15 protein-coding genes are annotated in these 23,640 nt (G+C 66.3%); 6 read left to right on the top strand and 9 right to left on the bottom strand.

From position 1 onward, the window contains the following. Window positions 1-147: 147 nt before the first annotated feature. From AC5YDV_RS17080 to AC5YDV_RS17055, 6 genes are all read right to left on the bottom strand, one after another. Window positions 148-1,320 (bottom strand): TIGR02679 family protein, encoded by a 1,173-nt coding sequence (locus AC5YDV_RS17080; protein ID WP_496192541.1) that lies wholly within the window; start codon window positions 1,318-1,320, stop codon window positions 148-150. A gap of 35 nt (window positions 1,321-1,355) precedes the next feature. Then, on the bottom strand, window positions 1,356-5,459 hold the full coding sequence (locus AC5YDV_RS17075; RefSeq protein ID WP_496184754.1) for a TIGR02680 family protein: 4,104 nt from the start codon (window positions 5,457-5,459) through the stop codon (window positions 1,356-1,358). Then, the gene (locus tag AC5YDV_RS17070; RefSeq protein WP_496184755.1) at window positions 5,456-6,778 is read right to left on the bottom strand and encodes a TIGR02678 family protein; all 1,323 of its coding nucleotides are present in this window, start codon (window positions 6,776-6,778) and stop codon (window positions 5,456-5,458) included. The genes AC5YDV_RS17075 and AC5YDV_RS17070 overlap by 4 nt, the downstream gene beginning before the upstream one ends. Beyond that, window positions 6,775-8,382 carry a TIGR02677 family protein gene (locus AC5YDV_RS17065; RefSeq protein ID WP_496184756.1) on the bottom strand — a complete coding sequence of 536 codons (1,608 nt, stop codon included), beginning with the start codon at window positions 8,380-8,382 and terminating at the stop codon, window positions 6,775-6,777. Before AC5YDV_RS17065 ends, AC5YDV_RS17070 begins: the two co-directional genes overlap by 4 nt. Before the next feature lie 231 nt (window positions 8,383-8,613). Next, the gene (locus AC5YDV_RS17060) at window positions 8,614-10,260 is read right to left on the bottom strand and encodes a UvrD-helicase domain-containing protein (protein WP_496184757.1); all 1,647 of its coding nucleotides are present in this window, start codon (window positions 10,258-10,260) and stop codon (window positions 8,614-8,616) included. Beyond that, window positions 10,257-11,879, bottom strand: a complete 1,623-nt coding sequence (locus AC5YDV_RS17055; RefSeq protein ID WP_496184758.1) for an ATP-dependent nuclease — start codon at window positions 11,877-11,879, stop codon at window positions 10,257-10,259. Before AC5YDV_RS17055 ends, AC5YDV_RS17060 begins: the two co-directional genes overlap by 4 nt. A gap of 326 nt (window positions 11,880-12,205) precedes the next feature. Here AC5YDV_RS17055 and AC5YDV_RS17050 point away from each other — a divergent pair, with 326 nt between their 5' ends. Then, complete coding sequence (locus AC5YDV_RS17050) at window positions 12,206-14,047, top strand: DUF262 domain-containing protein (protein ID WP_496192540.1); 1,842 nt, start codon at window positions 12,206-12,208, stop codon at window positions 14,045-14,047. 365 nt (window positions 14,048-14,412) lie between these two features. Next, window positions 14,413-16,398, top strand: coding sequence for an ATP-binding protein (locus tag AC5YDV_RS17045; protein ID WP_496184760.1), 1,986 nt, complete (start codon window positions 14,413-14,415; stop codon window positions 16,396-16,398). Here the strand turns inward: AC5YDV_RS17045 and AC5YDV_RS17040 are convergent. The 3 genes from AC5YDV_RS17040 to AC5YDV_RS17030 all read right to left on the bottom strand — a co-directional run bounded on the left by AC5YDV_RS17040 (window position 16,391) and on the right by AC5YDV_RS17030 (window position 20,067). Then, on the bottom strand, window positions 16,391-17,329 hold the full coding sequence (locus AC5YDV_RS17040) for a restriction endonuclease (protein WP_496184761.1): 939 nt from the start codon (window positions 17,327-17,329) through the stop codon (window positions 16,391-16,393). The two genes, AC5YDV_RS17045 and AC5YDV_RS17040, sit on opposite strands and share 8 nt — an antisense overlap. A gap of 151 nt (window positions 17,330-17,480) precedes the next feature. Next, window positions 17,481-18,773, bottom strand: coding sequence for a tyrosine-type recombinase/integrase (locus tag AC5YDV_RS17035; RefSeq protein ID WP_496184762.1), 1,293 nt, complete (start codon window positions 18,771-18,773; stop codon window positions 17,481-17,483). A gap of 781 nt (window positions 18,774-19,554) precedes the next feature. Beyond that, on the bottom strand, window positions 19,555-20,067 hold the full coding sequence (locus tag AC5YDV_RS17030) for a hypothetical protein (protein WP_496192539.1): 513 nt from the start codon (window positions 20,065-20,067) through the stop codon (window positions 19,555-19,557). A 96-nt stretch (window positions 20,068-20,163) separates the two neighbouring features. Between AC5YDV_RS17030 and istA the strand changes: the two genes are divergently transcribed. From istA to AC5YDV_RS17010, 4 genes are all read left to right on the top strand, one after another. Beyond that, window positions 20,164-21,393 carry an IS21 family transposase gene (istA, locus tag AC5YDV_RS17025; protein ID WP_496184764.1) on the top strand — a complete coding sequence of 410 codons (1,230 nt, stop codon included), beginning with the start codon at window positions 20,164-20,166 and terminating at the stop codon, window positions 21,391-21,393. 65 nt (window positions 21,394-21,458) lie between these two features. Further along, a complete protein-coding gene (locus AC5YDV_RS17020) occupies window positions 21,459-21,836 on the top strand; it encodes an ATP-binding protein (RefSeq protein WP_496184765.1) in 378 nt (125 codons plus the stop codon). Window positions 21,837-22,046: 210 nt separating this feature from the next. Continuing rightward, window positions 22,047-23,126 (top strand): IS110 family RNA-guided transposase, encoded by a 1,080-nt coding sequence (locus tag AC5YDV_RS17015; protein WP_496184766.1) that lies wholly within the window; start codon window positions 22,047-22,049, stop codon window positions 23,124-23,126. A 13-nt stretch (window positions 23,127-23,139) separates the two neighbouring features. Beyond that, window positions 23,140-23,574, top strand: a complete 435-nt coding sequence (locus AC5YDV_RS17010; protein WP_342373642.1) for an ATP-binding protein — start codon at window positions 23,140-23,142, stop codon at window positions 23,572-23,574. Window positions 23,575-23,640: the final 66 nt, after the last annotated feature.

The following is a 23,640-nucleotide window of genomic DNA, read 5'->3' as shown; positions in this document are numbered from 1 at the left end:
TGAGCAGCTCTACGTCAGTGCTTGTTGGAAGCGGCCATCAAAATGGTGCTGATACCCCCTCCAGAGGATGAGCCGATCCTCCCGGCGATTCAGCGCAGGCATGGGTCTACACCCGCTGGTGGCTAGGCACCCATGGGCGGCGGGGAACTACTCCGGGTCCTGAGCCGACCGGATCTCCTCACCTAGATCATGGCGAAGCGTCTCCCACACGGTCTCCTCCAGGACTGCGACTTGGTGCTCGCGCATTGCGGGTGCGAGCGCGGCGTCCCACGACGCTTCGGACACCCGGCCCACCGGTGATCCGTGGTCGGTCACGCTGGCCAGGTAGTCGGCGGCGGCCATCCGCCATGGCTGCGCACCGGTCAGGTCGATCAGGTGGGCCGCGATCCGGACGCCCTCGCCGTCCAGGTCTCCGTGGTAGTGGGCAACGGCGCCTCTGGCCGTGAGCGTGCAAGCGAGTTCGGTGACTGCTGCGGTCGGCCAACCAGCCGAGCAGATCATCGGCGGCGTCCGGAAGCCGAACTCTCCGACGGCCAGCGCGATGATCGCGGGGTTCTCCACGACGTAGAGTCTGTCCACCCCCCAGCGTTCGACGGGCTGCCTGACCTGTGACAGCGTCAGGGACAAGATCTCACCGGCGTCCGCGGCGATCCGGCACAGCTGGGCGAGGGTGGATATCCCGCGTGGGCGCAGTCCTGCGACCAGCACGGTCGAGGACAGCTCGTCATCGCGGATACCCACCGAGCGCCACAGCTCTCGGCGGCCGGCTGCGTCGCGGGGACGATCCACGCATTGCTCTGCCGCGACCGCGCCGAGCACCATCCCGGACAGGGCGGTGCTCGCGTCGAGTGCGTGTGTGTCGTTCAGCAGGCGCCCGGAGAACACCGGCAGCAGTTCGTCGGAGGCGGGCAACTCGTCGAGAACGAGCACGGCACGCTCCAGGAGCAGGCGGGTCGCAGTGATTCCACCGCGGGTTCCCCGTTGAGGGATGGACTCTGCCCACTCCCTCAGCGTCGGCCGCTGAGCGAGGAATGGATGGGCCGACCACCACTGCCACAGCAACGCTCGGTCGGACGCGGCGTGTCGGCGTGGTGCGGCCGGATCGAGCAGTGGGCCGTAGTGGGCTTCGAGGTAGTCAGTAAGGCTTCGTCCGGACGCAGCCTCGACCGCGTCTCGCACGTCCTGAACCCGGACGCGTGTCGTCGCCGCAGGACGTTTCGGCAAGCCGAGCAAGTCGGCCAAGGCTTCCCTGGCCGCCTCTTCGGGAAGCGACAGTTGAAAGGTGCGGGCCTCAGGGTCGCGCGACAGTCGGTCGTGCACCGCCCGCAGCGTGGAATCGAGATGGTCGTCCCAGCTCACAGCAGGACGCCAGACTCGAACGGGTCCTCCACCAGTTCGCGGCCGGTCCACACGAAGCGGGTGCTGGTGACCGCATCGTCGCCGTCATCGGCGGCCAGGGCGTGGACCGCGATTCCATCCACCTGCGGGTAGGCGGCCCACTCGTGGTCGGAGGTGAGGAAGACGTCCAGATCGAGGTCGGTGAGCAGGCCGAAGATCTGTCCCCGGTTCGCTGTGTCGATGCCCACGAAGACCTCGTCGAGGAGGATGAACCGGGGCGCCTGCGGTGTGGTGGCGTACAACGCGGCCAGTGCGGCGAACAGCGGGAGGTGCAGCGCGATCGCCTTCTCGCCGCCCGACAGTGCGCTGTGCACCTGCTTGGTGAGCAGCTTCCACTCTCCGGCATCGCCGCGCTTCATCTGGACGCGGAACTGATGCCAGGCCGTGTAGTCGAAGACCTTGGCCAGCTGTTGCGCCCAGGGCAGGCCGTCGTCGGCCTCGCGGGCCCGCGAGATCCGGTCGCCGAGGAAGTCGACCAGAGCGCGTTCGTCGTCCTCGGTGAGCCGTTCGGGTGCGGTCAGCAGCAGCTCGCGTGCCCGGGCGAGCAGTGCACCCTCGTCCTTGCGCACCTCCCAGACCAGCCGCACCCTCACATCCGACGAGGTGTGCACTTCGCCGAGGCGGGCGTTCATGTCAGCCACGATGTCACCAGCATCCCGAATCCTGCTGGACAGGTGCCGCCGGGTGTCGCCGGTGAGGATGCGCCGGAACAGCGCGTCCTGCGCCTCGGTGATCTCCTGCTCGGTGCGGGCCCGCTCGTCTGCCACCGCGTCCCGCAGCGACCGGACGGGCATGCGGCGGCCACCGTGCATTGCCGAAGCGATCATCACGTCGCGTTCAGGCGTGAGCTCGACGAAGGCCCGATCTGCCAGCACCGCCTCCGACGCGCGGACCTGCTGGGTCATCCGCGTGTTCAGTTCGGCCAGAGCAGTGGCGTCACTGCCGAGATCGCGCAGTACCTGACGGGCCAGGTCCAGGGTCGGCCGGACGCGGTCGCCGTCCAGCTCGGCGCGGCGACCCAACCCGGCATCTTCCGCCAGCAAGGTGCCGGTGCTCCAGGCGAAATCCTCCTGGGCGTGGTCGCGCCGCTGAACCGCCACCTCGCGGTCGCGCTCCGCGTTTCGGGTGCGTTCCTGCAACTCGACGACCTTCTTCTCCGCCGCACGAAGCGCGCTGTGCGCTTTGGTCTGCACAGCCTCGTGCATCGTGATCGCAGCCTCGAGTTCGGCGATCCGTGCGACCACCTCCCGATACTCCGCGCCCTTGGTCGCATCGAGGGCTTCCAACTCCGCGGCGAGAGTCCGCGCCGCGGAGTCATCCGTGCCGGCCCGGGTCCGCAACGCTGCCCACTCCTGAGTGTCGTCGTTCGCCCACCGGTTGGCGCGGACGGCACGGCTCGCCGCCCCGACGAAGCCCGGGACGAGCCTGCGTGCGGTCTCGGTGGTCGTGGACAGGGACTCGATTTCACTGGCTAGGGTGTTGAGGGCGTCGCGATGCGCAGGGAGCTTCGAACGTCCGATCTCTGTCTCGAACCGCGTCCAGCATGCGTTGGCCGCGAGTTCCGCCGCTGCACGCGCAGTGAGGGCCTCGGAGCGAAGGTGTTCGAAAGTGGCCACGCGGCCGGCGGCACCCGCCACCACTCCCGCGGCTTTCCGCACTTCAGCTTCCGGCGGGAGGGCTGCCGCCTCCTCAGTTGCCTTGTGAATGTGTGCCGCAAGCTGGTCGTGCTCGCCGTCCAGGTCTTGGAGCTGCTGGTCGAGGTTGGCGATCGTGGCGGTGAGCTCGGCCAGCTGTGCCTGTCGATGGCGTTCGCGCGCAGTCGCGCCAAGGTAGGCGGCCTGAGGCTTGTGCCAGCGCCCGTGCTGAACGCCGAGTTGCCAGCGCCCGTCGGTGGCTACCCAGACGGCCTCGCGCCCGCTGCCGTGCTCCGACGGAGGGGACCCTGCCGCGTCGTGTGCCTCGGGACGAATCAGTCCGATCGAGCCCAGAATCCTGGCAATGACCTCACCCTGCACGTCCGACTCGCCGGGATCTGGCACCAGCAGCTCCAGCAGCGTTCCGTGCGGCCCTGGGTCGGGGTTTGAACCGGGGGCCAGGAGGATGTCGTTGCCGGGCAGTTCGACTGAGCCGTCCGGCAACACCCAGGCGTCGAGGAGGCCGGCGGCCTGCAGGCCGGCCTCGACCACCACGATCTGGTCGGCCGGTGCGTCCGGGCGCGCGTCGACCAGTCGCCACAGTGGCGCGCCGCGTGTCGCGGGAGCGTCCCGCCACCTACTCCGCTCCGGCTCGGCGAAACGAGCAGCGGCCAGTCTCTCTCGCTCTGCGGTCGTGGCAGCGCGTCGATCCTCCAGCGTCCTGCGCTGGACCGCGAGTTCACCCTGGCGCCGCCCGTCCTCCTGGCGGATGGCGGCGACTGCCGAACCGGCCAACTCCCGCAGCGCGTTCTCGTCGGCATCTTCCGGCGAACCGCCGTCCAACGCGCAGTGGACTACTCCGAGCCTCGCCTCGACAACTGCGCGATCCAGCGACAGCGCCTCAAGGCTGTCGGCCCAGGCGAGGACGGCCACCTCGTGCGCGGCGAGTTCCCGCTGGAGCGCCTGGTTCGCATCCCGGAGCGCTTGCGACGCCTCGTCCACGCGGTTGGTGGCCTGGTCGACCGCAGTCTCCCGGCGGTCGCGTTCATCGGTCGCCCGGCCATGCGCGTTCAGCAAACCCAGCGCGTCGATCACCTGGCCTCGACGTGCTCGTGCCCTGACTGCCACGCCTGCCAGGGCGGCGTCGGCGGCAACGCTCCAGCGCTCGGCCGCTTCGAGCCCCTCCGGCTCGGAGAGCGGCTCGGCGGGTGGCGGCTCAACCTGCTCGCCCTGCCCAGAGATCGCCAGTGTCAGCGCGGCCGCCCGGATGTCGTCGATGTGTTGAGCCAGGCCTCGCTGGTGCTCGGCGGCGCTGCGGGCGTCTGCGTCCGCGTTGGCGCGTGAACTCTCCGCCCGCCTGCCCGCGTGCTCGGCATCATGGGCGGTGCGGTCGGCGAGGCTGCGCGCATCGGCCGCCCGCCTGCGCAGATCGTCCAGATTGCGCCCTTCGGCATAGGCATCGGATCGCTCCAAAGCCTGCTTCGAGCCCCTCAGTTCGCCGCAAAGCGCCTTCGCGGACTCTTCCTGCTTCGTCGCGGCGTCAGCCCTCTTCTGTTCGTCGTCGCGCTGCTCCTCACCGTGCCGGACGGCGGCCGAGGCGTTGTCGAGGTTGGTCGTGGCCTGGGTCAATGCCGTCGCTCGGGCCCGGATCACCCCGCGGGAGTAGGCGGCGACGGCGTTCGAGAGGTCGCGCGCAGCCTTCTCCTGCTGACTGAGATGGACGAGTTGGGCGCGCTGCTGGTCGAGCCGTTCGAAGCCCTCCGCCAGCTCCCGGATCTGCTCGGCATCCACCGGGGGCAAAGCGCTCGACAGCAGTCCCGACAACGCCTCCGGGTCGAGATGCTCCGACAGCTTGGGACGGCGCAGCTGCAGGAGCGCCTGGACGAGCGTGTCGTAGCGCTCGGCACCCATCGCCGGGAAGAGCCGCTCACGTACCGCCGTGCGGTACTCCTGCGCCTTGCGGTAGACGTCGCCGTTGCCCCTAACCGCTTCCTCCAACGCGGCGACCGACAGAGGTGAGCCGTCTGCGGCCACCAGCCGCAGCTCATCGGGGATGCTCAGGTGCGTGATGAAGTAGACCGGTTCCACCCGGGTCGTCTCGCGGGTCGCCTGAAGCCGCGCGCCGATCGTCACCGTCTCGGTATCCCGGCCGAACTCCAACCAAACGAAGCCGATCCGAGTGCGTCCGCTGGCGCCCTCGCCCATCAGGTTCCAGTGCATAGTCCGTGCCGTGGTGCCGAACGTCGACAGCCGCGACGGCGACAGATTCGCGTCCAGCAGGAAGGGCAGCAGCACCTCCAGCGCCTTCGACTTGCCCGAGCCGTTCGGCCCGCGCAGCAGCAGTCGTCCATGGTCGAAGGTGAACACTTCGTCGAAATAGCGCCAGACGTTGGTGATACCCGCACGAGTGGGCTGCCAGCGGCTCATGTCGGTGCTCCCTCGTTGGCGAAGAGGTCGTCCTGCTCGTCGACGACCACGGCGGCGGTCCTCCGCACGGGGCGGGTCACCGTGGCCTCCCGGTAGCGGGCTGCGGCCGGACGGGCCATGGCGCGTCCCCGGTCGAGCCGGGCGAGTTGATGGCCGGTCAGCAGCCCCAACGCTTCGGCAGCGAGCCGCGCGCACCCCTCGTCTTCGCGGTACGTCCGAGCCCAGGCGGGGGTCTGCTCCATCAGCGTGGCCAGGTGCCCTTCGAGTTCGGACAACGACAGGCCGTTCGGGCCGGCAGCCAGTATCGCGGTGATCAGGTGCAGCGCTGCGGCCGACGGTGCGCCTTGGCTGGGGAAGGCATCCGGACCGCTATTTCGGTCGGGGTCGACAAGCAGGTAACCCTCGGCCCGCTCCTCAAGGACAAACCCACTCAGCTCGGCGGCCTGCCGGATCACCGCGCGCCCGGTGATGGACGCGGCATAGGCCAGCTCGGCTTCGGTGAGGTCGTCGCGGTGGACGGCCGCGTCGTCGAAGAGCCGGCGCAGCAGCGAGTGTCGGGCCCAGCGTGAGCGCTGCGCGCTGGTGGGACGGGTGGGGTCCTCCTCGCCGTCGTAGGGCAGCCGGGCCGACTCGCGATGGCGAGGCCCGTAGCCGGCCTCGTTGGTGATGGCGGCGATGGCTTCGGCCACCTCAACATCGTCCGGAGCGGCGAGCGACGGACCCTGGGAGCAGGCGAGTAGCTGTTGCAGCGCCTGCGGATTCACCCGGTACAGCACAGCGGCGGCTGCGTCATCGGTGTAGCCCTGGGTCTGGCCGTCGATCGTGGTCAAGCATCCGCGCGCCTCCAGGCTGAGGATGACGTCGACGAGGGCACGGCGATGCTCCTGACGATCGGTCCGCAGCTTCGGCAGAAGGTCGTCGGCCGCGCAGGCGGCAGCGACTCGGTCGGCGAGTTCTCCGATGGTGACCGTCGTCACGTCCAGTGCCTCGGCGGCGACCACGCAGACCAGGATGTACCGAAGCCGGTCGAAGGGCGCCCGGCTGGAGCGCTGCCTGCGCTCGGGCCGCAGATCGCCGTGGTCGATGCGGTCGGGCGGAGCCTTCACCACCCGCGCGTAGCCATGGCCGGAATCCAAGACGAGTGGCCATCCGAGATAGTGGTCGAACCACGATCGCACCGGCGACTGCCGTCGGCGCACAATCTCGTACAGCGCGGGATCGGACGCCTGCGAGAGCCAAGGCTCGCGCAGCAGCCCACGGACGGCTCGTCCGACCTCTTCGCGTTCCAGGACGGCGAGCTGGTTCTGCAGCGTGCTCATGCGGTCACCGGCATCGGATGCATAGGGTGCGAGGCGGAACCGCCGTCGGGCGCGGTCGACGGTGCCTCGATAGTGATCTCGTAGTCGGGACAGTCCAGCTCGCCGGTTGCCGTGCGGATGCTTGCGCGGGCACCGCCCGGAGGTGGCCGCAGGGTGATCTCGACCCGTCCATCGGACGACACGGCGCGTAGCGTCCCTGCCCGCGGTGGTCGAGAGACGGCCCGTCCGAGCAGATCGAGCAGGGCGGCGAACACTGGATCGGCCAGCAGGTTCAGCTGGGAGATCCGCACGGGCCCATCCTCTCCCAGGGCTCGCACGGCGCGCTCGGCCGCCATCCGCTCGGCCCTGGTCCGCTCCGCGCGCTCCCGGCGCAGCTGGCTCACGTCACGCACCCTGGTCGGACGGGCGAACTTCTCGGCCAGGCCGCTCTCCCGCAGCAGTGCTGACACCGGGACGGCTTCCGCCTCGGTCCAGCTCGTGCCGCGCGGGATCACATCCGGATCGGCATGGCCGACGTGCGTGTGCCGGGCCGGATGGAGGCCGAAGGCCGCTCGCCAGAGGCGGTGCAGATCGTCGTCGTGCGACGCGGTCGCGAACAGTTGCGCGAGCCTGCGCAGGTCCGCCTGCGCCGAGGACGGCCGCCGCCGGGCATTGCGCATCCGGTCGACGACCTGCAGCAGGCTTACGATCGCCCGCCTGGCGGTCGCGCTCAACTGCTCGGCGCGGGCCGCGGCGCCATCGGACGGTGCGAACCAGGCTTCGAGGCCGGACCAGTGGGCTCGGGCGCGCTCGACCCATTCCGCGTCCCGCTCGGCGACGCGTGGATGTGGCGGCAGGTCGGCCCCGGCCAATGCCGCGAGCAACATCGGGTCGACCCCGATCCGGCGCACGTTCTCGGTTGCCCGCCGGATCCGGCTAACCCGGTCGTCGAGGCGGGTGACGTACTCGTCGAGGTATCGGATCGTCGCGTCCTTCACCTCGCCGAACACTTCCTCGTCCACCTCGTTGGCGCGCAGGAGTCGTTGCAGGTCGCTGTTGAAGGTGCGGATGCCGGAGCGCATCGCATCCAGGTGGCCGTTCAGCTCCTGGAGTGCCGCATAGACGCGTCGCTGCTCGCTGGTCGTCTCGCTGACCGGCGCCCTCGCTCCGGCGGCGGGCAGGGCCGCGCAGGCCTGCGCGAGGCGACCCAGAGCGTCGGCGATGGCGTCGAGCACGGCGGTCTGCAGGACGCCCGCGGTCTCCAGGGCCTGCAGTGCGGCCAGGTGTCCGGCGAGCGCAGCCTCACCGCGCCTGGTCAACGAGTATTGCAGATTGCGCCGCTCGTATTCCTGCGCCGTGCGGTAGTGCTCGGAGTGGTTCTGACCCGCATCGATCAACTGCCACTCGCGCAGCTTGTCAAGGGTCACGACGAGTTCGGCGTCGTCGACCATGCCCGGCCACCCGACCGAGGACAGATGACCATGCACGTCCTCCAACGCGAGCGAGGTCTGGAGCAGTTCATTGGCCTCGCCGAAGGCATACAGCACGGCCGTATACAGGCTCGACTTCTCGGCCCCGGAGAACGCGAAGAGATCGGGCGGTAGCGGCCTCGGCTGGGTCGGCACTCACCCTCCTTTCGGTTCTTATGGGCAGGAGCGGCTGCGGTCAAGACTGTAGCGAGAACCGCTGACGGTCCTTTGGTAGTTTGAATCACTTGCCCCGATTGCCCACTCGTTGGCACCTCTGAGGCAAGAGCATCGCCCTGGTCGTCTTCTCCAGCCTCGTCGGGTGGCCGGCTGGTCCGGCAAGGCATGTGAGCCCTGTGAGTTGGCAGCAGCAGGTCGGCAGGGTTTGTGCTACAACCGACTGACATGGTCCAGCACATCGCTTAGGGATGCATGTTGGGCACCGAGTAGTCGCCACCAGCGGCTTGGGCTCGGCCGATAGGGACCGAACTTTCCCATTGTGCTGGTGACGCGAGTTACAGCGACACCGTGGCGAGCACGAGACAGCATCACGAGCAACGTGCGCTCCTCCTCCGCGAGCTCCGCGTCACTTGTCGCGCGTCGGCCGGGAATATGTCCCTCTTCGAGACCAACTACGACAACCCAGTCAAATTGCTGTCCCTTCCCCGTGTGTCCATTCAGCAGGTGAACGCCCGGGCCGACGGGCTCACGGGGGTCAGTGATCCGAATCTCCTGAAGGGCGGCTCGGATGGTGGGATGCGTGGTCTGCATCAGGACGTCGAATGCATCCTCGAGCTGCTCTTTGGTGTCCACGTCGGCCTGGTCGGCACTCGCGAGTGCGGCGTCCCGCGCGTCCTGAACGGTCGCGCCTCGTGGGAGACGTGTCGCCAAGTCGCGAATCAGTCCGAGAGTTGCGGGATCATCGACCGAGAAGTCCCAGCGGCGCACTGGGAGACCCGACGTCCGGAACGCGGAGTCGATCTCTGTCCGCCTCCACGCTGCGCGGCAGATGATTCCGATGGAAGCATCCGGAGTCGCCTGCAGGATCGCTGCCGCGAGTTCGTGAACGCCAGACGCTTCAAGGTTCTTGTCTGGGAACTCAAGTCGTGCTGAGCATCCACCCTCCGGCCAGCAGTCCGGCTGAGCGGCCACCAGGTCCGCGGTTCCACCAATATCAGCACTGATCTGATTCACGATTGCGAGCACGCTTGGTGACGATCGGTAAGACTCTCGGAGCCTCAGTGGGGTCCCGCACTCCTCCCGCAAGGCCGCCTCGACTAGGACGGGCGCCGCGCCAGCCCAAGTGAAAATCCCTTGTGCAGGATCGCCCGCGTAGGTACGGTTTCCCGCGCATGTGTGTTGCACGAGGTGGAGCTGCTGCTCCGACATGTCCTGGAACTCGTCCACCAAGATTGCTCCATAGTGGCACTGGTATAGGTGTGCAACGGTGGGGTTCTGGAGAATCCTCTGAGCGTGGCGCAAGAGGTCGTCGTAGTGAAGTTGATTGGCCGCCTGTCTAGCTTCTTCGACGTCAAGCGCGACCGCGTATCCGGGGTTGTTGGCTCGCTCGGCGATCTCGGCAAGCACCTCCTCGTCGGAGAGCGGTTGCCGCTTCACCTTAGCCAGCAGTGCCTCGGCCGCGCTCCGGAGGGCTGCGTCGGCACCGGTGGCTGCCAGCGCCCTGGAGAGGGTGGACGTTCGTGGCAGGGTCAGCAAGTCGGGTCGAAGGCCAACCGTTCGGCCGTGGGCAAGAATGAGTTCAGTGGCGTGCCCGTGGAAGTTCCTTACCGTTACGAACCTGCGCATGCGCGCCACTCCCAGAACCTCCCGCAATCGGAGGTTGAGATTGGCACGTGCTCGATTCGTGAAGGTGAGCGCGAGTATCTGCTGATTGGCAAGCAGATTAGGGATCAAGTGGGCAGCTCGGAACGCGAGTAGCTCTGTCTTGCCGCATCCCGGGGGTGCAAGGACCATCAGGTGGCTGGTAGGCGCCGTCGCCGCGGCGCGCTGCTCCTCGCTTAGCGAATGTGTGCTCATTTCTCGGCGAGGTACTCGAGCTTGGCTAGCATCCGCTTTACGCTTTCGATCGCCTTCGCCTGCTCTTGAGTGAGCGCTGCGGCGATGGCGGACGCCGCGACCACCTTGTCCTTGCGGCAGTACTCCGCGACCTTCTCCCACGGCACGTCGTCGAGGGTCGAGACCCCCGCGCTCATGAGGATCGCAGACTCATTGCAAACGCCCGCGCCGATCAGCAACGCAGCCGCTCCAGGACCGGTGAGTGCCCGGGCGTACTCGCCTTCGAGATCGACTTTGGATATGAACACGCGTTGGTCCACGACCTTCGCTGGTTTGCCCCCGACGGTGCCGACCCAGCGATTGCTCTCCTGCTCATCAACGAGTCCGAGAAGGGTGACTTCGAACCCCTTGGGCCCGAGGAGTTGGTAGACGTTGGGGAACTTGTCGGCGCCGTCAAGCTCAAGTACCACGGCGCCGAGCCGGTCCAAGTCGATCCCGGCCGCTCGAGCTACTCCTTCCACGACGATGCGATCGGCGACGCCCTCCACGACGAGCGTGAATCGCGATGTCAGTGCCTCCAACAGCCGGGGGGACCACCAGTTGGCGCGCTGCTTCTCGACGGCTGTCAGGTGGGAATCAGGGATCTGATGCGCTCGTCCGTCGCGGTCGATCGTGATGATCTCTGCCGGCTCGAATCGCTGGACGACGAAAGGCGAGTGGGTGACCACGACCTTCTGATTGCCGTCGCCGCTGAGCAAGTCCGAGATGGTCCGTTGGCTGGTGGGGTGAAGGTGCAGCTCGGGCTCATCGATGGCAAGTATGTTGGCCGCGCCCTCCGCCAAGTCGAACAGAGTCATAGACATCAGTTGACGGACACCGTCGGACTGCTCAATGAGAGGTACAGGATGATCGTCTCGATTGAGGAACATGGTGACGTTCCCCAGAACGTCCTTTTCAGGATCCGCTGTGCTCCGGACGGTGAAGTCGGTTGAGTGAACCTCCTGCGGCATCGCCCGGCTCAAGTGCTTCGCGACACGCTCCAGCAGGTTCGCGATGGACTCGCTTCCGCCGAGTTCCTCGTTGAACTGGGTCAGCAAGGATACGAGGGCGTTCTTCTGTCCGCCAAGGTCGGCGGAATCAAGCAGAGTCCGGACAGCGCTCGCGGGTCCGTCCAAGATGCCCGCCGCGTTCGTCCGGCCCGCGCGGAGGTACCGCCAGCCAAACGACTCTAGTTGCTCGCGTGTGGGGGCCCGCTCGTGCCCGGCGTCGGGGAACCACCTCTGGATGGCCACGGATTCGTCGTCTGAAGGATCGAGTTCGACTCGGAGTTGGAGTAGGAGAGATTCGGTGCCGTCGTCGTGCGCCACCGATATTTCCGAGGGGAACAGCGTCCGCTCTGCGTCGGAGAACCCTCCCAAGGTCAATTCGACCAACATGGGCTGCTCCGGCTCGCGGAGGTCCAGTGGTGAGAGCGACTGGTAGAGCCCGGCCGCAGGAGTCCCCAGTGCCAGGTGTAGAAGCCTCAGGATCGAGGTCTTGCCGACATCGTTCGCGCCGACGATGACTGCGTGCCGTCGGATATGCACGTTCAGGTCGGCGACACGACTGTGATTGCGTACGGAGATGGAAGTGAGACGCACGACACGACCTTCGAGGGAACCTGGGGTAATGGGTTACGTATGGATTGTGGTCCTCTTGCTGGGGCGAAGGTGTGTACGACACGTGCGCCTCTAGGCCTCGAGCCACGTCAGGGATGAGCCCGGAGCGACAAGAGCCAAACTCCGGCTTGGCTCACGGTTGCTCCCCTTCCGGGTGGGACCCGTCGCGACGCACGTGCGCGTAACGCAACACGCGGTCAACAGTCGCAGAGGCCAAGGTTCTGAGATCAACTCGTCGAACCCGGCCGAGTGGCGGCGTGTCTGTCGCCACCCGCCAGTAACGTGCGGGCATGGGGCACAAGGAACCGATGACCATCGCGACGGCGCTGAGACTCGTCCAGAGGAACGAACTGATCCTCCCCGCGATCCAGCGTGAGTATGTGTGGAAGCCCTCCCAGGTGATCAAGATCTTCGACTCGGTGCTGCGCGGTTATCCAGTCGGCAGCTTCCTCTCGTGGAAGGTGCTTCCGGAGACGATCGGGAAGTTCAAGTTCTATGGGTTCCTGAAGGACTACAGCGGATACGACAAGAAGCACAACCCGATCGTCGACATCCCCACTGATCGCGAGGTCATCGCAGTCCTCGATGGTCAGCAGCGCTTGACGTCGCTCAACATCGGCCTGCGTGGCACCTACGCCTATCGGAACCCGCGTGCGTGGGCCAACAAGTCCTGGTCCTACCCGGAGCGGCGGCTCTACCTGAACCTGCTGGGTGAGGCACCCGAGAACGAGGCCGGGCTGAAGTACCACCTCGCGTTCCTGACGAAAGAACAGGTCGCGCAGGCGGTCGAGGACGAGACGAAGAAGTGGTTCCCGGTCAGCGACGTCTTCGACGCCTCCGAGGCGTATCAGATGGCGCAGATCCCCGTGAAGTACGGCGTCGGCAACGATGCGAAGGCGGTTGAGATGATCAGCCTTCTATGGCAAGAGGTGCATCACAACCAGAGCCTTCACTTCTACGAGGAGGGCGACCAGGACATCGAGCGCGTCCTCGACATCTTCGTCCGAGTGAACTCCGGTGGGACGGTGTTGTCCTACAGCGACTTGCTGATGTCGATCGCGACCGCCCAGTGGAAAGACCGGGACGCGCGCGCGGCGGTCCACGACCTAGTCGACGCGCTGAATACGACCGGGCAGGGCTTCGACTTCTCGCAGGACACCGTGTTGAAGTCCGGGCTTGTCCTCGCCGACGTCGGCGACGTCGGCTTTAAGGTCAAGAACTTCACCACCGCAAACATGGTCACTCTGGAAGCCACGTGGGACGACATCAGCACCTCCCTGCGCATCGCAGCCGAGCTGCTGAGCGACTTCGGCCTGTCCGACGGGACGCTGACTGCCGACAGCGTGCTCATCCCGGTGGCGTACTACATCCACCGACGCGGCCTGACCCCCACGTACCGCGTCTCAGACAAGAGGGAGGATCGCGAAGATCGCGCAGCCCTGCGCTCGTGGGTGCTGCGCTCGCTCATCGTCCGCGGCGTCTGGGGCTCGGGCCTGGACACGCTGCTGCGCGACCTGCGCGTGGTCATCCGTAGGGACGGTGCCGACCACTTCCCGCTCGCCGAGATCGAGTACGCGATGGCGCTGCGCGGCAAGTCCCTGGAGGTCACCGACGCGCTCATCGAGGACCTGCTCGCCCTCGGCTATGGCGGAGGCCGCACCTGGGCGGTGCTCGCCACACTGTTTGACCACGTCGACACCCGGATGCAGTACCACGTCGATCATGTCTTCCCGCAGGCACAGCTGGACGCCAAGACGCTGCGATCCGTGAAGGGGGAGGATGGCAGCCGGCTGTACCAGGACGCCGTCATTGACGAACTCGTCGCACGCCGTGACTTGCTGCCAAACCTCGAGCTGCTCCCTGGACCCGAGAACGTCGGCAAGTCGGACACCGCCCCCGACACTTGGGTCGCCTCGCACTACGAGGGCGCTGATGAATGCGCCGCGTTCATGAAAGCCAATGCGCTGCCGGGCACGCTGCCGCACGCAGCGGGCGACTTCCTCGACTTCTTCGATCGCCGGCGCGAGCTGCTCGTCGCTCGCATCAAGGACAAGCTGAAGACCCAGAACGTCGTTGCGACGCCGGCCGTCGAGGCCGGCGCGCCGAGTGGCATCGACGCAGAGCTAGGCGAGGGCGATCTGGACGACTGAAGCCGGCGCTCGGAATCCTCACCGATCCCCGGCAGATCAGGTGTGGCGCTCCAGTACTCCGATCGTCGCAATAATGATGCCGCTTATCGGTGTCGGCAGAGCCTAGGCACCCACCTTTCGACCTCAACTTGGTCGCCAAGGACTCACCCAAGACGAAGCCCGTGGCTGTCGCCGTGATGACCGCCGGAGCCACCCTCGCCGATATCGAGAAGCCCGTCCGCCGACGAGCCCGAATAGGGCGATCGGGGGAGTTCTGCACCGAAGCCGGCGAGGCTCGCACCGAACTCGCTATCCCCGGAGACGGCGACGCCGCTGACTGCGGTACAGGGGCCCTCTGTCGGCCACTCGTGCCAGACTGATTCTTCATGGAAGACCTTCACGTCGGGGTGGAACAGGCACACCTTCAGTCCCTTGCCATGGCCCCCAAGACCGCACTGGCAGAGATCATCTGGAACTCCATCGACGCCGACGCCAGCACGATCACGTGCACGGTCGCACCCAACGCACTGGACGGCGTCGACCGCCTCATCGTCGAGGACGACGGCACTGGAATCGCTCCCGACGACCTGAAGCAGACGTTCGGTGCCCTCGGGTACTCCTGGAAGCGACTGCAAGCGCTGACGGACGGCGGCCGATTCATCCACGGCAAGCGTGGCAAGGGACGCTGGGCGCCGCTCGGCATTGGCGCCGACGTGCGATGGAACTCCGTAGCCGACTCCGTCGCGGACGGCCGGGTGCGGTTCCAGATCTCGGCCTCGGCGGGCTCCCTGGCTGACTTCCGGGTGTCCGACGTCGAGCCAGCTCAAGGTGCCGCGACCGGCTGCAAGGTCGAAATCTTCAATGTCCTGCCCCGCGGCGCGAGGTACCTCGACTCGGACGTCATCGATGACCTGCTGTCGACCTTCGCCCTCCAGATCGAGCAGTACAACTTGAGGATCACCTGGCGTGGCCAGGCCGTCGATGTCGACGCCATCAAGGAGTCACAGACCGACATCGAGCTTCAGGTCGACGGCGTCGACGAGCCCATCGTGCTCACGGTGGTTGAGTGGAAGAAGGAGCTACCTCGCCACCTCAACCTGTGCGACGCGGGTGGTGCCACGCTTCACCAGATGAAGCCGGGCATCCATGCCCCCGGCCACTCGTTCACGGCCTACCTGAAATGGGAAGGGTTCGTCGCCGAGCAGAGCACGCTGTCATTCGAGGACCAAGCACCTGACCCGATCCCGGCCGTCATCGCTGCTGGCCAGGACGCTCTCCGCAAGCTCTTCGCCGAGGCTGATGAGGCTCGGTCGGCAAGGTACATCAACTCCTGGGTCGATGAAGGCACCTACCCATACAAGGAGCAGCCGAAGACTCAGTCCGAGGTGGCCGCTCGCGGGATCTTCGACATCGTGGCTGTCGCGGCAGCTCCGGTCATGTCGAAGAGCGAGACAGAGGCTCGCCGGCTGTCGCTTGAGCTCCTGAAGAACGCAGTCGAGACTGATCCGTCTCGTGTTCGTCGGATCATGGAGGAGGTTCTCAAGCTCCCACCCGAGCAGGTCGAGTCGTTCAGCGACCTGCTCGACAAGACTTCGCTGGAGTCCTTGGTCCGAGCCGGAACGGCGATTGTTGGCCGACTGGAGTTCCTGACGGCCCTAGAGGAGATTGTCAACGACCGCGAACTGAAGAAACACATCAAAGAGCGGTCGCAGTTACACAAGCTCGTGGCAGCCAACACCTGGATCTTCCGCGAGGAGTACGCCCTCACGGCAAACGACAACACTCTCAAGACGGCGCTCCGGGCACACCTTGACTTGCTTGCAGTTGACGGAGAGAAACCGTCAGATCTGGACACTCCGGTCCTCGACGCGGACGGGCGGGAGATCGTCGTAGACCTGATGCTTAGCGGGGCGATCGAGCAGCAACGTAACCACCGCGAGCACCTGGTCATCGAGCTGAAGCGGCCCACGGTCTCGATCGGCAAGGCTCAGATGGACCAGATCGAGAACTACGCCCGAACCGTGGCCGGCGACACTCGCTTCGCGTCGGTGGACACAATCTGGGAGTTCTGGATCGTTGGCGACGAGATCGATCCGAAGGTCTTGTACAAATTCGGGCAAGGTACCCTCCCGCCCGACGTGTTCTCCGAATTCAGGGAGAACGGCTACTCGATCTCAATCCACGGGGTGACCTGGGCACAGATCATCCAGAACGCCCGACACCGATTGAGGTTCGTGAAGGACCAGCTCGGGTACGACCCGATCAGTGAGGCGAGCCTGGACACGCTTCGCAAGCGTCACGGCGAGGTCCTGCCGACAATCCTGCTACCCAACGCCGCCGGTGTGAGCGAGCAAGCCGCAGCGATCACTTAGGCCAGGAAGCCGACAACATCTCCGAAGCCGCCAGATGGCAAGAGCCGGTCTCATTGGCGTGGCGACGCTTGGCTCGGAGTAGGTCGTCTAGGCGAACTCGGCCGTCCAGAACCAGAAAGACGTCCCCTCCGTCCATCGTGATGAACGGCGTCGACTCGCGATAGGTCGTGAGTGCGGCGGACGAGAGGCCGTTGGCCGCCACAAACAGGCCCAGGGCGTTCTTGCCCTTCCGTCGCACCTTGGCGGCGAACGCATCGGCAACTTCGCGTGACACCGGATCAGCGATCCACTTGGCCTCCAGGATGTAGTCATCTGTGTCGAAGCTCAGTGATCCATCGATCTGCTCGGCGTCGGTTCGGTAGGCCAGCCGGGGCTCCATGTCGAACAGCTTGAAGAGCTCCGAAAGCAGTGCCTCGAAGTCGTAGCCCCGCTGACGCGGATCTGAGGCCGACTGAAGCTGCACGAACCTGTCCTTGAGAGCTGCGATGTCGTCGTCGAACCTCCGGAATGCCTCGGCCTGAGCCTTGTTGGCCTCCCGCTCGGCGCGAAGCTTCTCCTGTTCTGCGAGCTGGCCGCTGAACTGCTCAGTGACCTCGTGGAGCCGTGCCACCGCGGCCTGGGCATCGGCGAGCCTCATCACCCGGTCAGGCTCCTGCAGCTGTTCGATGTCAGGGAACCGAGTCATAGAGGCGACCTCCAGCATGAACTGGATGGTCACGTCCTGGTACTCGCTCTCATGTGCGACCAATCGCTGAACCAACTCGTCGGCGACGTTTCGCTTGGTGTCGGAGAAGTTGAGACCAGCCACCAGCCCCGGGGCGTCGCGGAGCGACATGGTTACCAAAGCTTGGAAGGGACGCTTGTACCAAGTCACCACAGCCAGGGCATCCCGAAGGGCTTGGTAGGCCTCGGTCGAGATGCGCTTGGTCACGGGTAGATCGTACGGGGGGCCGTCGACGGTGGCCGTGAACTCGCGACTGCGCCCTAGTCTGCCGATCCCGCGCCAGCTGCCGCTCGGGTGCTTCTGAGGAGTCCGAGAGCCGGTTCTTGCCGCGGTAGCTCAGATCGCAAGGACGTAGAAGCTAGCCATCGCCGACGGCAGATCTGAGTGGATGCGTCACACCCGACATGCGTGCCGAGAGTCGTTCTGCGATGAGCTGGTCGCGGTCGGCCGCAGTGTGCTGGTAGACCATCGCTGCCTTGGGTGTGGTGTGACCAAGGCGGTCCATGAGCTCCTTGAGGGTGGCGCCCGACTGTGCGGCCATCGTGGCTCCGGTGTGGCGCAGGTCGTGGAAGCGCAGGTTCGGGCGGCCGGCGGCGATCCGGGCCCTGTTCCACCAGTTGCCGAAGGTTCGGTGGTGTAGGGGGTTGCCTGTGCCGGAGGGGAAGAGCAGGCCCATCCGTCCGGGCTGGGTGTAGAGCGCCAGGTGGGTCTCGAGGTCGGGGATGAGTGCGGGTGGGATGTGGACTTCGCGGGCGCCGGCGGCGGTCTTGGGTGTGTCGATGACGGCTTCGCCTTCGATGTGTTGGACGGAACGGCGGACATGCACGACGCCGACCATGGCCGGTGTGCCGTCCTTGGCCTTGTCGTGGGTGATCTGGATGTCTCCGCGCCGCAGTTCGAGGATCTCTCCGATGCGGAGGGTGCACCACACGCCGAGGAGGACGGTGAGACGGTAACGCTCGGGCATGGCGTCGTGAAGCTTGGCCAGCTGTTCGCCGGTCACCATCTCGACCCGATGCCTGACCGGGGCCTTGCCGGCACCCTTGATCCGGCAGGGGTTGATGGTGATTCGTTCGTCCTCGACGGCGGTGGTCAGGATCGTCCGCAACAAGGCGTAGGCCGATGCCTGTTCGGTCGGGGTCTTGGTCATGGTGCGGTACCAGGCGAGGACGTCCTCCTTAGTGATGTCCTTCAGTTCCGTGTCGCCAAACCGCGGATAGATCTTGGCTTTCAGGAGACGTCGGTAGTCGGCTTGTGAGCGTGCCTTGAGGGGTTGGCCGTTGCGGTTGTGGCGGTTTTGGATCCAGGGGTCGGCGTACTCACGCAGGGTGATGGCGGCGGCCTTCGCGCGAAGTTCGGCCTCGCGTGCGGCGTCCTCCCGGGCCATGGGCGAGGTCCACTCGTCCAGGTCGATGAGACGCCGCTCGCGGGCGAGCCACACCTCTGCGTCGACCTTGGCCATGAATACCGTCGGCGCGTAGTGACGCTGGTCGTCAGGGCCGACGTAGCTGGCGTGGTAGCCGCTGGCGAGCTTCTTGATCGCGCCCCAGGTCCGGCGCTTCTGGACGCCCATATGCTGATAGCAGTAGCCGCCCGCCTTCTTGCTCTTCGCTGCGGTCAGTCCGCACCGGGTCCCGTCGGCCTTGATCATCCGGCACCTCGTGCCGGGGTCCTTGGGTACTCCTCGCGGCATGTCGACCTCCCGGATTTCATTCCCTTAGCGTTCCCTTAGCAGACCGAAGACAGCCTACTTCAGCCCACTTCAGGACTCCAGGGCATGGGCCGAGATAGTAGTAAAAGCCCTAGTCAGGTAGGCGTAAACTGCCTGAATCAGGCTGGACGGCGCCAACCCCACTCTCACGAGTTCGAATCTCGTATCCTCCGCCACGCGTTACCCAACCTCTGACTAGGGCTGATACCGCCCCCGAAGCAGAAGCTGTTACCGTTCATGCCCCGCGGGACACACTTTCGGGGCACACTCGGGGCACACGGGGAGTCTTGCTGACTGAGTTTGGACGGCAGGCTCCTTGCAACGCCTAGTCATCAAGCACAATCCGTGTGTTTGGGATACGAGATGCCAAGGGCAGAGTTGAACATCGGGCGCCCCGCCAGCAGCGCCGCGAGGGTCGTGACTCAACCCACCATGCCCGTTGGTGGACATCCCACCAGCCGCTGACGTGGGGCGGGCCGTCGCATCGACCTCCAGGCCGATGGTCACGACCTCGCTCTCATGCCCAGAGTCGGACGTCGAGTCGATGGACGTGAGCCCGCTCAACTGGCCACCTTCGCTCGGGTTGACGCCCTCGGGCTGCGGGTCGAGGCCCAGCACAAGGAGGGGCCACTCACGGGCATCCCCGTGCGATTCGGTCCCCAGGGGGACTATGGCGCCCGCCTGACCTCGGCGCCGATCACGACAGGCTTCGGATTCCGGGTTAGGCGATAGGCAGAGCGCAGAAGAACTCGCTTGCCTTCTTGGCCTCTCCCGAGCAGGTGACTTCGAATGGTGTCGCCGTCGTGCCAGAGACAGGCTCCCAGTCTTCAAACTCCGGATTGGGCGTCTTGGGCGTCGCTTCCTTGGCTTGCACAAGGTAGAAGCTCAAAGGGGGTGAGCCCAACTTGGCAGCGAAACTTGGCACGACACCCGACTGCTCACTTGGAGCCCCGCAAACCCAGAAATGTCCAGCCTTGCCGGCATCAACGAACGAGAAGCCCACCATCTTTCCTTCGCTCGAGAAACCGTTCACCGTTTCGGGGCTTAGCGTGAGGGTCACGGGCGTCACGCGGAACCGCCGGTTCCCCTGCGGGTTCGGCCGGTAGAACGAAGGGCAGCCGTACTCATCGACGAAGTCCTGATCGGTGAACTTCTCTGTCTCACCGAACTCAAACCTGGCTGTCCCCTCGTGTCCCTCCCCTCCGATCCTCAGGCGGTAGATCATCTCTGCCACAGGGGCGCTCGCGGTCGGCTCCGGCGTTGTCGACGACGCTTGAAAATGAGGCCATAGTGACGGTCGAGAACGAGGCCACCCAGACAGATTGGATGGGTGATCTCTGTGGAGGATTGGGTTTTGATCCGGCGGCTGGTCGCGGACGGTGTTCCGCAGCGGCAGGTGGCGCGGGACTTGGGCATTGGGCGGTCGACGGTGGCGCGGGCGGTGGCCTCGGACGGGCCGCCGAAGTACGAGCGGCCGGCGGTGTCGACATCGTTCACGCCGTTCGAGCCGGCGGTGCGGCAGTTGCTGGTCACGACGCCGGACATGCCGGCGACGGTGATCGCCGAGCGGGTCGGCTGGACCGGATCGATCAGCTGGTTCCGCGACAACGTCCGACGGCTGCGGCCTGATCACCGGCCGGTCGACCCATCGGACCGGTTGATCTGGCTGCCTGGTGATGCGGCGCAGTGCGACCTGTGGTTCCCGCCGAAGAAGATCCCGCTCGAGGACGGCACCAGGACGCTGCTGCCGGTTCTGGTGATCACCGCTGCGCACTCCAGGTTCATGGTCGGGCGGATGATCCCGACCCGGACCACGGCCGATCTGCTGCTGGGGATGTGGATGCTGCTGCAGCTGCTCGGACGGGTTCCACGGCGGCTGATCTGGGACAACGAGTCAGGCATCGGCCGCGGGAAGTGGCATGCCGAAGGCGTGGGTGCGTTCACCGGGACGCTGGCCACGACGTTGCAGCGACTCAAGCCGAACGACCCTGAATCGAAGGGTGTGGTGGAACGCAGGAACGGCTACTTCGAGACGTCCTTCATGCCGGGCCGCGAGTTCGAGTCCCCGGCTGACTTCGACGCCCAGTTCGGCGAGTGGCTCACCATCGCTAACGCCCGGATCGTGCGCACGATCAAGGCACGGCCGATCGAGCTGCTCGACGCCGATCGGGCGGCGATGCTGCCGCTGCCGCCGGTGCCACCGGCGGTGGGCTGGGTCAACCGGGTCCGGCTCGGACGCGACTACTACGTCCGCATCGACAGCAACGACTACTCCGTCGACCCCGGCGTGATCGGCCGGTTCGTCGATGTCACCGCTGACCTGACCCGCGTCGAGGTCCGCCACGAGGGACGCCTGGTCGCTGCCCATGACCGGGTCTGGGCCCGCGGCATGACGATCACCGACCCCGCCCACGTTGCGGCCGCGAAGGTCCTGCGCGAGCAGTTCCAGCGACCCCGGCCGGCACCAGATCCGCACACGGAGCTGGTGCGGGACCTGGCCGACTACGACCGCGCCTTCGGCCTCATCGACGGCCCTGTCGACGGCGAGGAAGTGGCCTGATGGCGGGCAAGACGAAGACCGATGCGACCTAGGCGCTCAAGCAGGTCACCTACCTGGCATCAGCGTTGAAGGCCCCCCGGATCACCGAAGCCGCCGCGAGATTGGCCGACCACGCCAGGGATGCCGGCTGGACACACGAGGAATACCTCGCCGCGATCCTCGACCGCGAGGTCGCCGCCCGCAACGCATCCGGCGCCCAACTGCGGATCCGCGCCGCCGGGTTCGCCGCACGCAAGACAATCGAGGAGTTCGACTGGGACGCCCAGCCTGCCGTCCGCCAGCAGGTCGCCGCGCTGGCATCCGGCGGGTTCCTCACCGAAGCCCGCAACGTCGTGTTGCTCGGCCCGCCGGGCACCGGGAAGACCCACTGTGAGACTTGCATTGGGGCCTACGGGCCTTCCCGGCGCCGGGATGCCAGTGTCGGTGCTGGTGATCGTGACTGACCCGAAACGACTCATTGACTCGCCCTTGGGTGGTGTCCTGGCTATGGATCTGTCGTCGTGATCGCCGGCACCGACCTGGCCCACCATCGTTGGCCTGATCAGAAGCTTGGCCGGCCCGTCAGGGTCGTGCCTCATCACAGTCCTGCCGCGCGGTGACCTCACCCAGGCCGGTGCCGACCTGTAGGGCACTCCTCTTGGAAGGGAAGCACCATGAAACCCATGTTGGCAGGCGCCGTCGAGTTCGTCATCGGCGTCGACACCCATCGCGACACCCATACGGCCGCGATTGTGAACGCGGCCACTGGAGGGGTCGTCGATCAGCTGTCCGTTGCCACCGATGCATTCGGATACCGACGCCTGAAGGCGTTCGCCGACCAACATGCTGGCGGCAGCCGCGTGTGGGCCATCGAAGGAACCGGCAGTTACGGCGCCGGCCTGACCACGTCGCTGCTGGAAGCGGGCGAATGGGTCGTCGAGATCGACCGCCCCGCCCGACCGGCGCGACGCGACGGTGCAAAGTCCGACGACCTGGACGCGGTTCGGGCGGCCCGTGAGGCGCTCAGCAGGCAACACCTGGCGCAGCCCCGCGCTCGCGGCGATCGCGAGGCATTGCGGGTACTGATGGCCGCTCGCCAAGGCGCCGTCGTGGGCCGTACCAAGGCCATCGGCCAGCTCAAGGCACTCATCGTGAACGCACCCCAAGTCCTGCGTGACCAGCTACGACGAGGCACCACCGACGAGCAACTCCAACGCTGCGCCCGCTTGCGGACCCTGCCGACCCACTCGATCGAACACCGCGCCACGGTCCAAGCCATCCGCGGCACCGCGCGCAGGGCGCTCGCCCTGGAAGCCGAGGCAGCCGAGTATGAGACCGAACTCGAGCGGCTGGTGGTCGCCATCTGCCCAGTCCTGTTGGACCAGCCCGGGATCGGCACCATCACCGCTTCCCAGTTCCTGATCTCGTGGTCCCACATCGGCAGGATCCGCTCCCAGTCCGCCTTCGCGTCCCTCGCCGGCGCAGCCCCGATTCCCGCCAGCAGCGGACAAGTGACCCGCCACAGACTGAACCGATCCGGCGACCGCCAACTCAACCGCGCCCTTCACACCGTCGCCCTCAGCCGACTCCGGATCCATGAACCGACCAAGGCCTACGCCGCCCGGCGCACCCAAGAGGGCAAGAGTGCCCGCGACATCAAACGCTGCCTGAAACGAGCCATCGCCCGAGAGGTCTACCGACTCATGAACACCCACGCCGCCGCCGTCGCAAGGAGCCTGCCCATGACCGCTTGACAGACATAGAAGCATCCTGGCCACCGGCCTTGGCATCGCGGCCGCGAATCACGGCCACCGGGTGCTGTTCGCGACCGCGACCGAGTGGGTCACCCGACTCACCGACGCCCACCGCGCCGGACGACTACCCCAGGAACTCACCCGGCTGCGGCGCTACGGGCTGATCATCGTCGACGAGGTCGGCTACCTGCCCTTCGAGCAGGACGCCGCGAACCTGTTCTTCCAGCTCGTGTCCAGCCGCTACGAACACGCCTCACTCATCCTCACGTCCAACTTGCCCTTCAGCGGCTGGGGCGGCGTATTCGGCGACCAGGCCGTCGCCGCCGCGATGATCGACAGGGTCGTCCACCACGCCGACGTCCTCACCCTGAAGGGCGCCAGCTACCGGCTACGCAACCGCGGGATCGACACCCTGCCCAGCATCAGAACCCAAGACGCGGCAGACTAGGACTCGACGAACCGGTGGCCTCGTTTTCGAACGTCGGATCGGCCTCATATTCGAGCGTTGTCGACA

The organism is Propioniciclava sp. LT432 (assembly GCF_059515965.1).
The sequence above is the reverse complement of the archived record's forward strand: the minus strand, read 5'-3'. Positions and strand labels throughout refer to the sequence as shown.

What these genes read in the sequence shown, in the direction of transcription:
- AC5YDV_RS17075 (WP_496184754.1), bottom strand. Translation starts at nt 5,459, where the DNA reads ATGAGCCGCTGGCAGCCCACTCGTGCGGGTATCACCAACGTCTGGCGC.
- AC5YDV_RS17070 (WP_496184755.1), bottom strand. Translation starts at nt 6,778, where the DNA reads ATGAGCACGCTGCAGAACCAGCTCGCCGTCCTGGAACGCGAAGAGGTC.
- AC5YDV_RS17060 (WP_496184757.1), bottom strand. Translation starts at nt 10,260, where the DNA reads ATGAGCACACATTCGCTAAGCGAGGAGCAGCGCGCCGCGGCGACGGCG.
- AC5YDV_RS17050 (WP_496192540.1), top strand. Translation starts at nt 12,206, where the DNA reads ATGACCATCGCGACGGCGCTGAGACTCGTCCAGAGGAACGAACTGATC.
- AC5YDV_RS17045 (WP_496184760.1), top strand. Translation starts at nt 14,413, where the DNA reads ATGGAAGACCTTCACGTCGGGGTGGAACAGGCACACCTTCAGTCCCTT.
- AC5YDV_RS17035 (WP_496184762.1), bottom strand. Translation starts at nt 18,773, where the DNA reads ATGATCAAGGCCGACGGGACCCGGTGCGGACTGACCGCAGCGAAGAGC.
- AC5YDV_RS17015 (WP_496184766.1), top strand. Translation starts at nt 22,047, where the DNA reads ATGAAACCCATGTTGGCAGGCGCCGTCGAGTTCGTCATCGGCGTCGAC.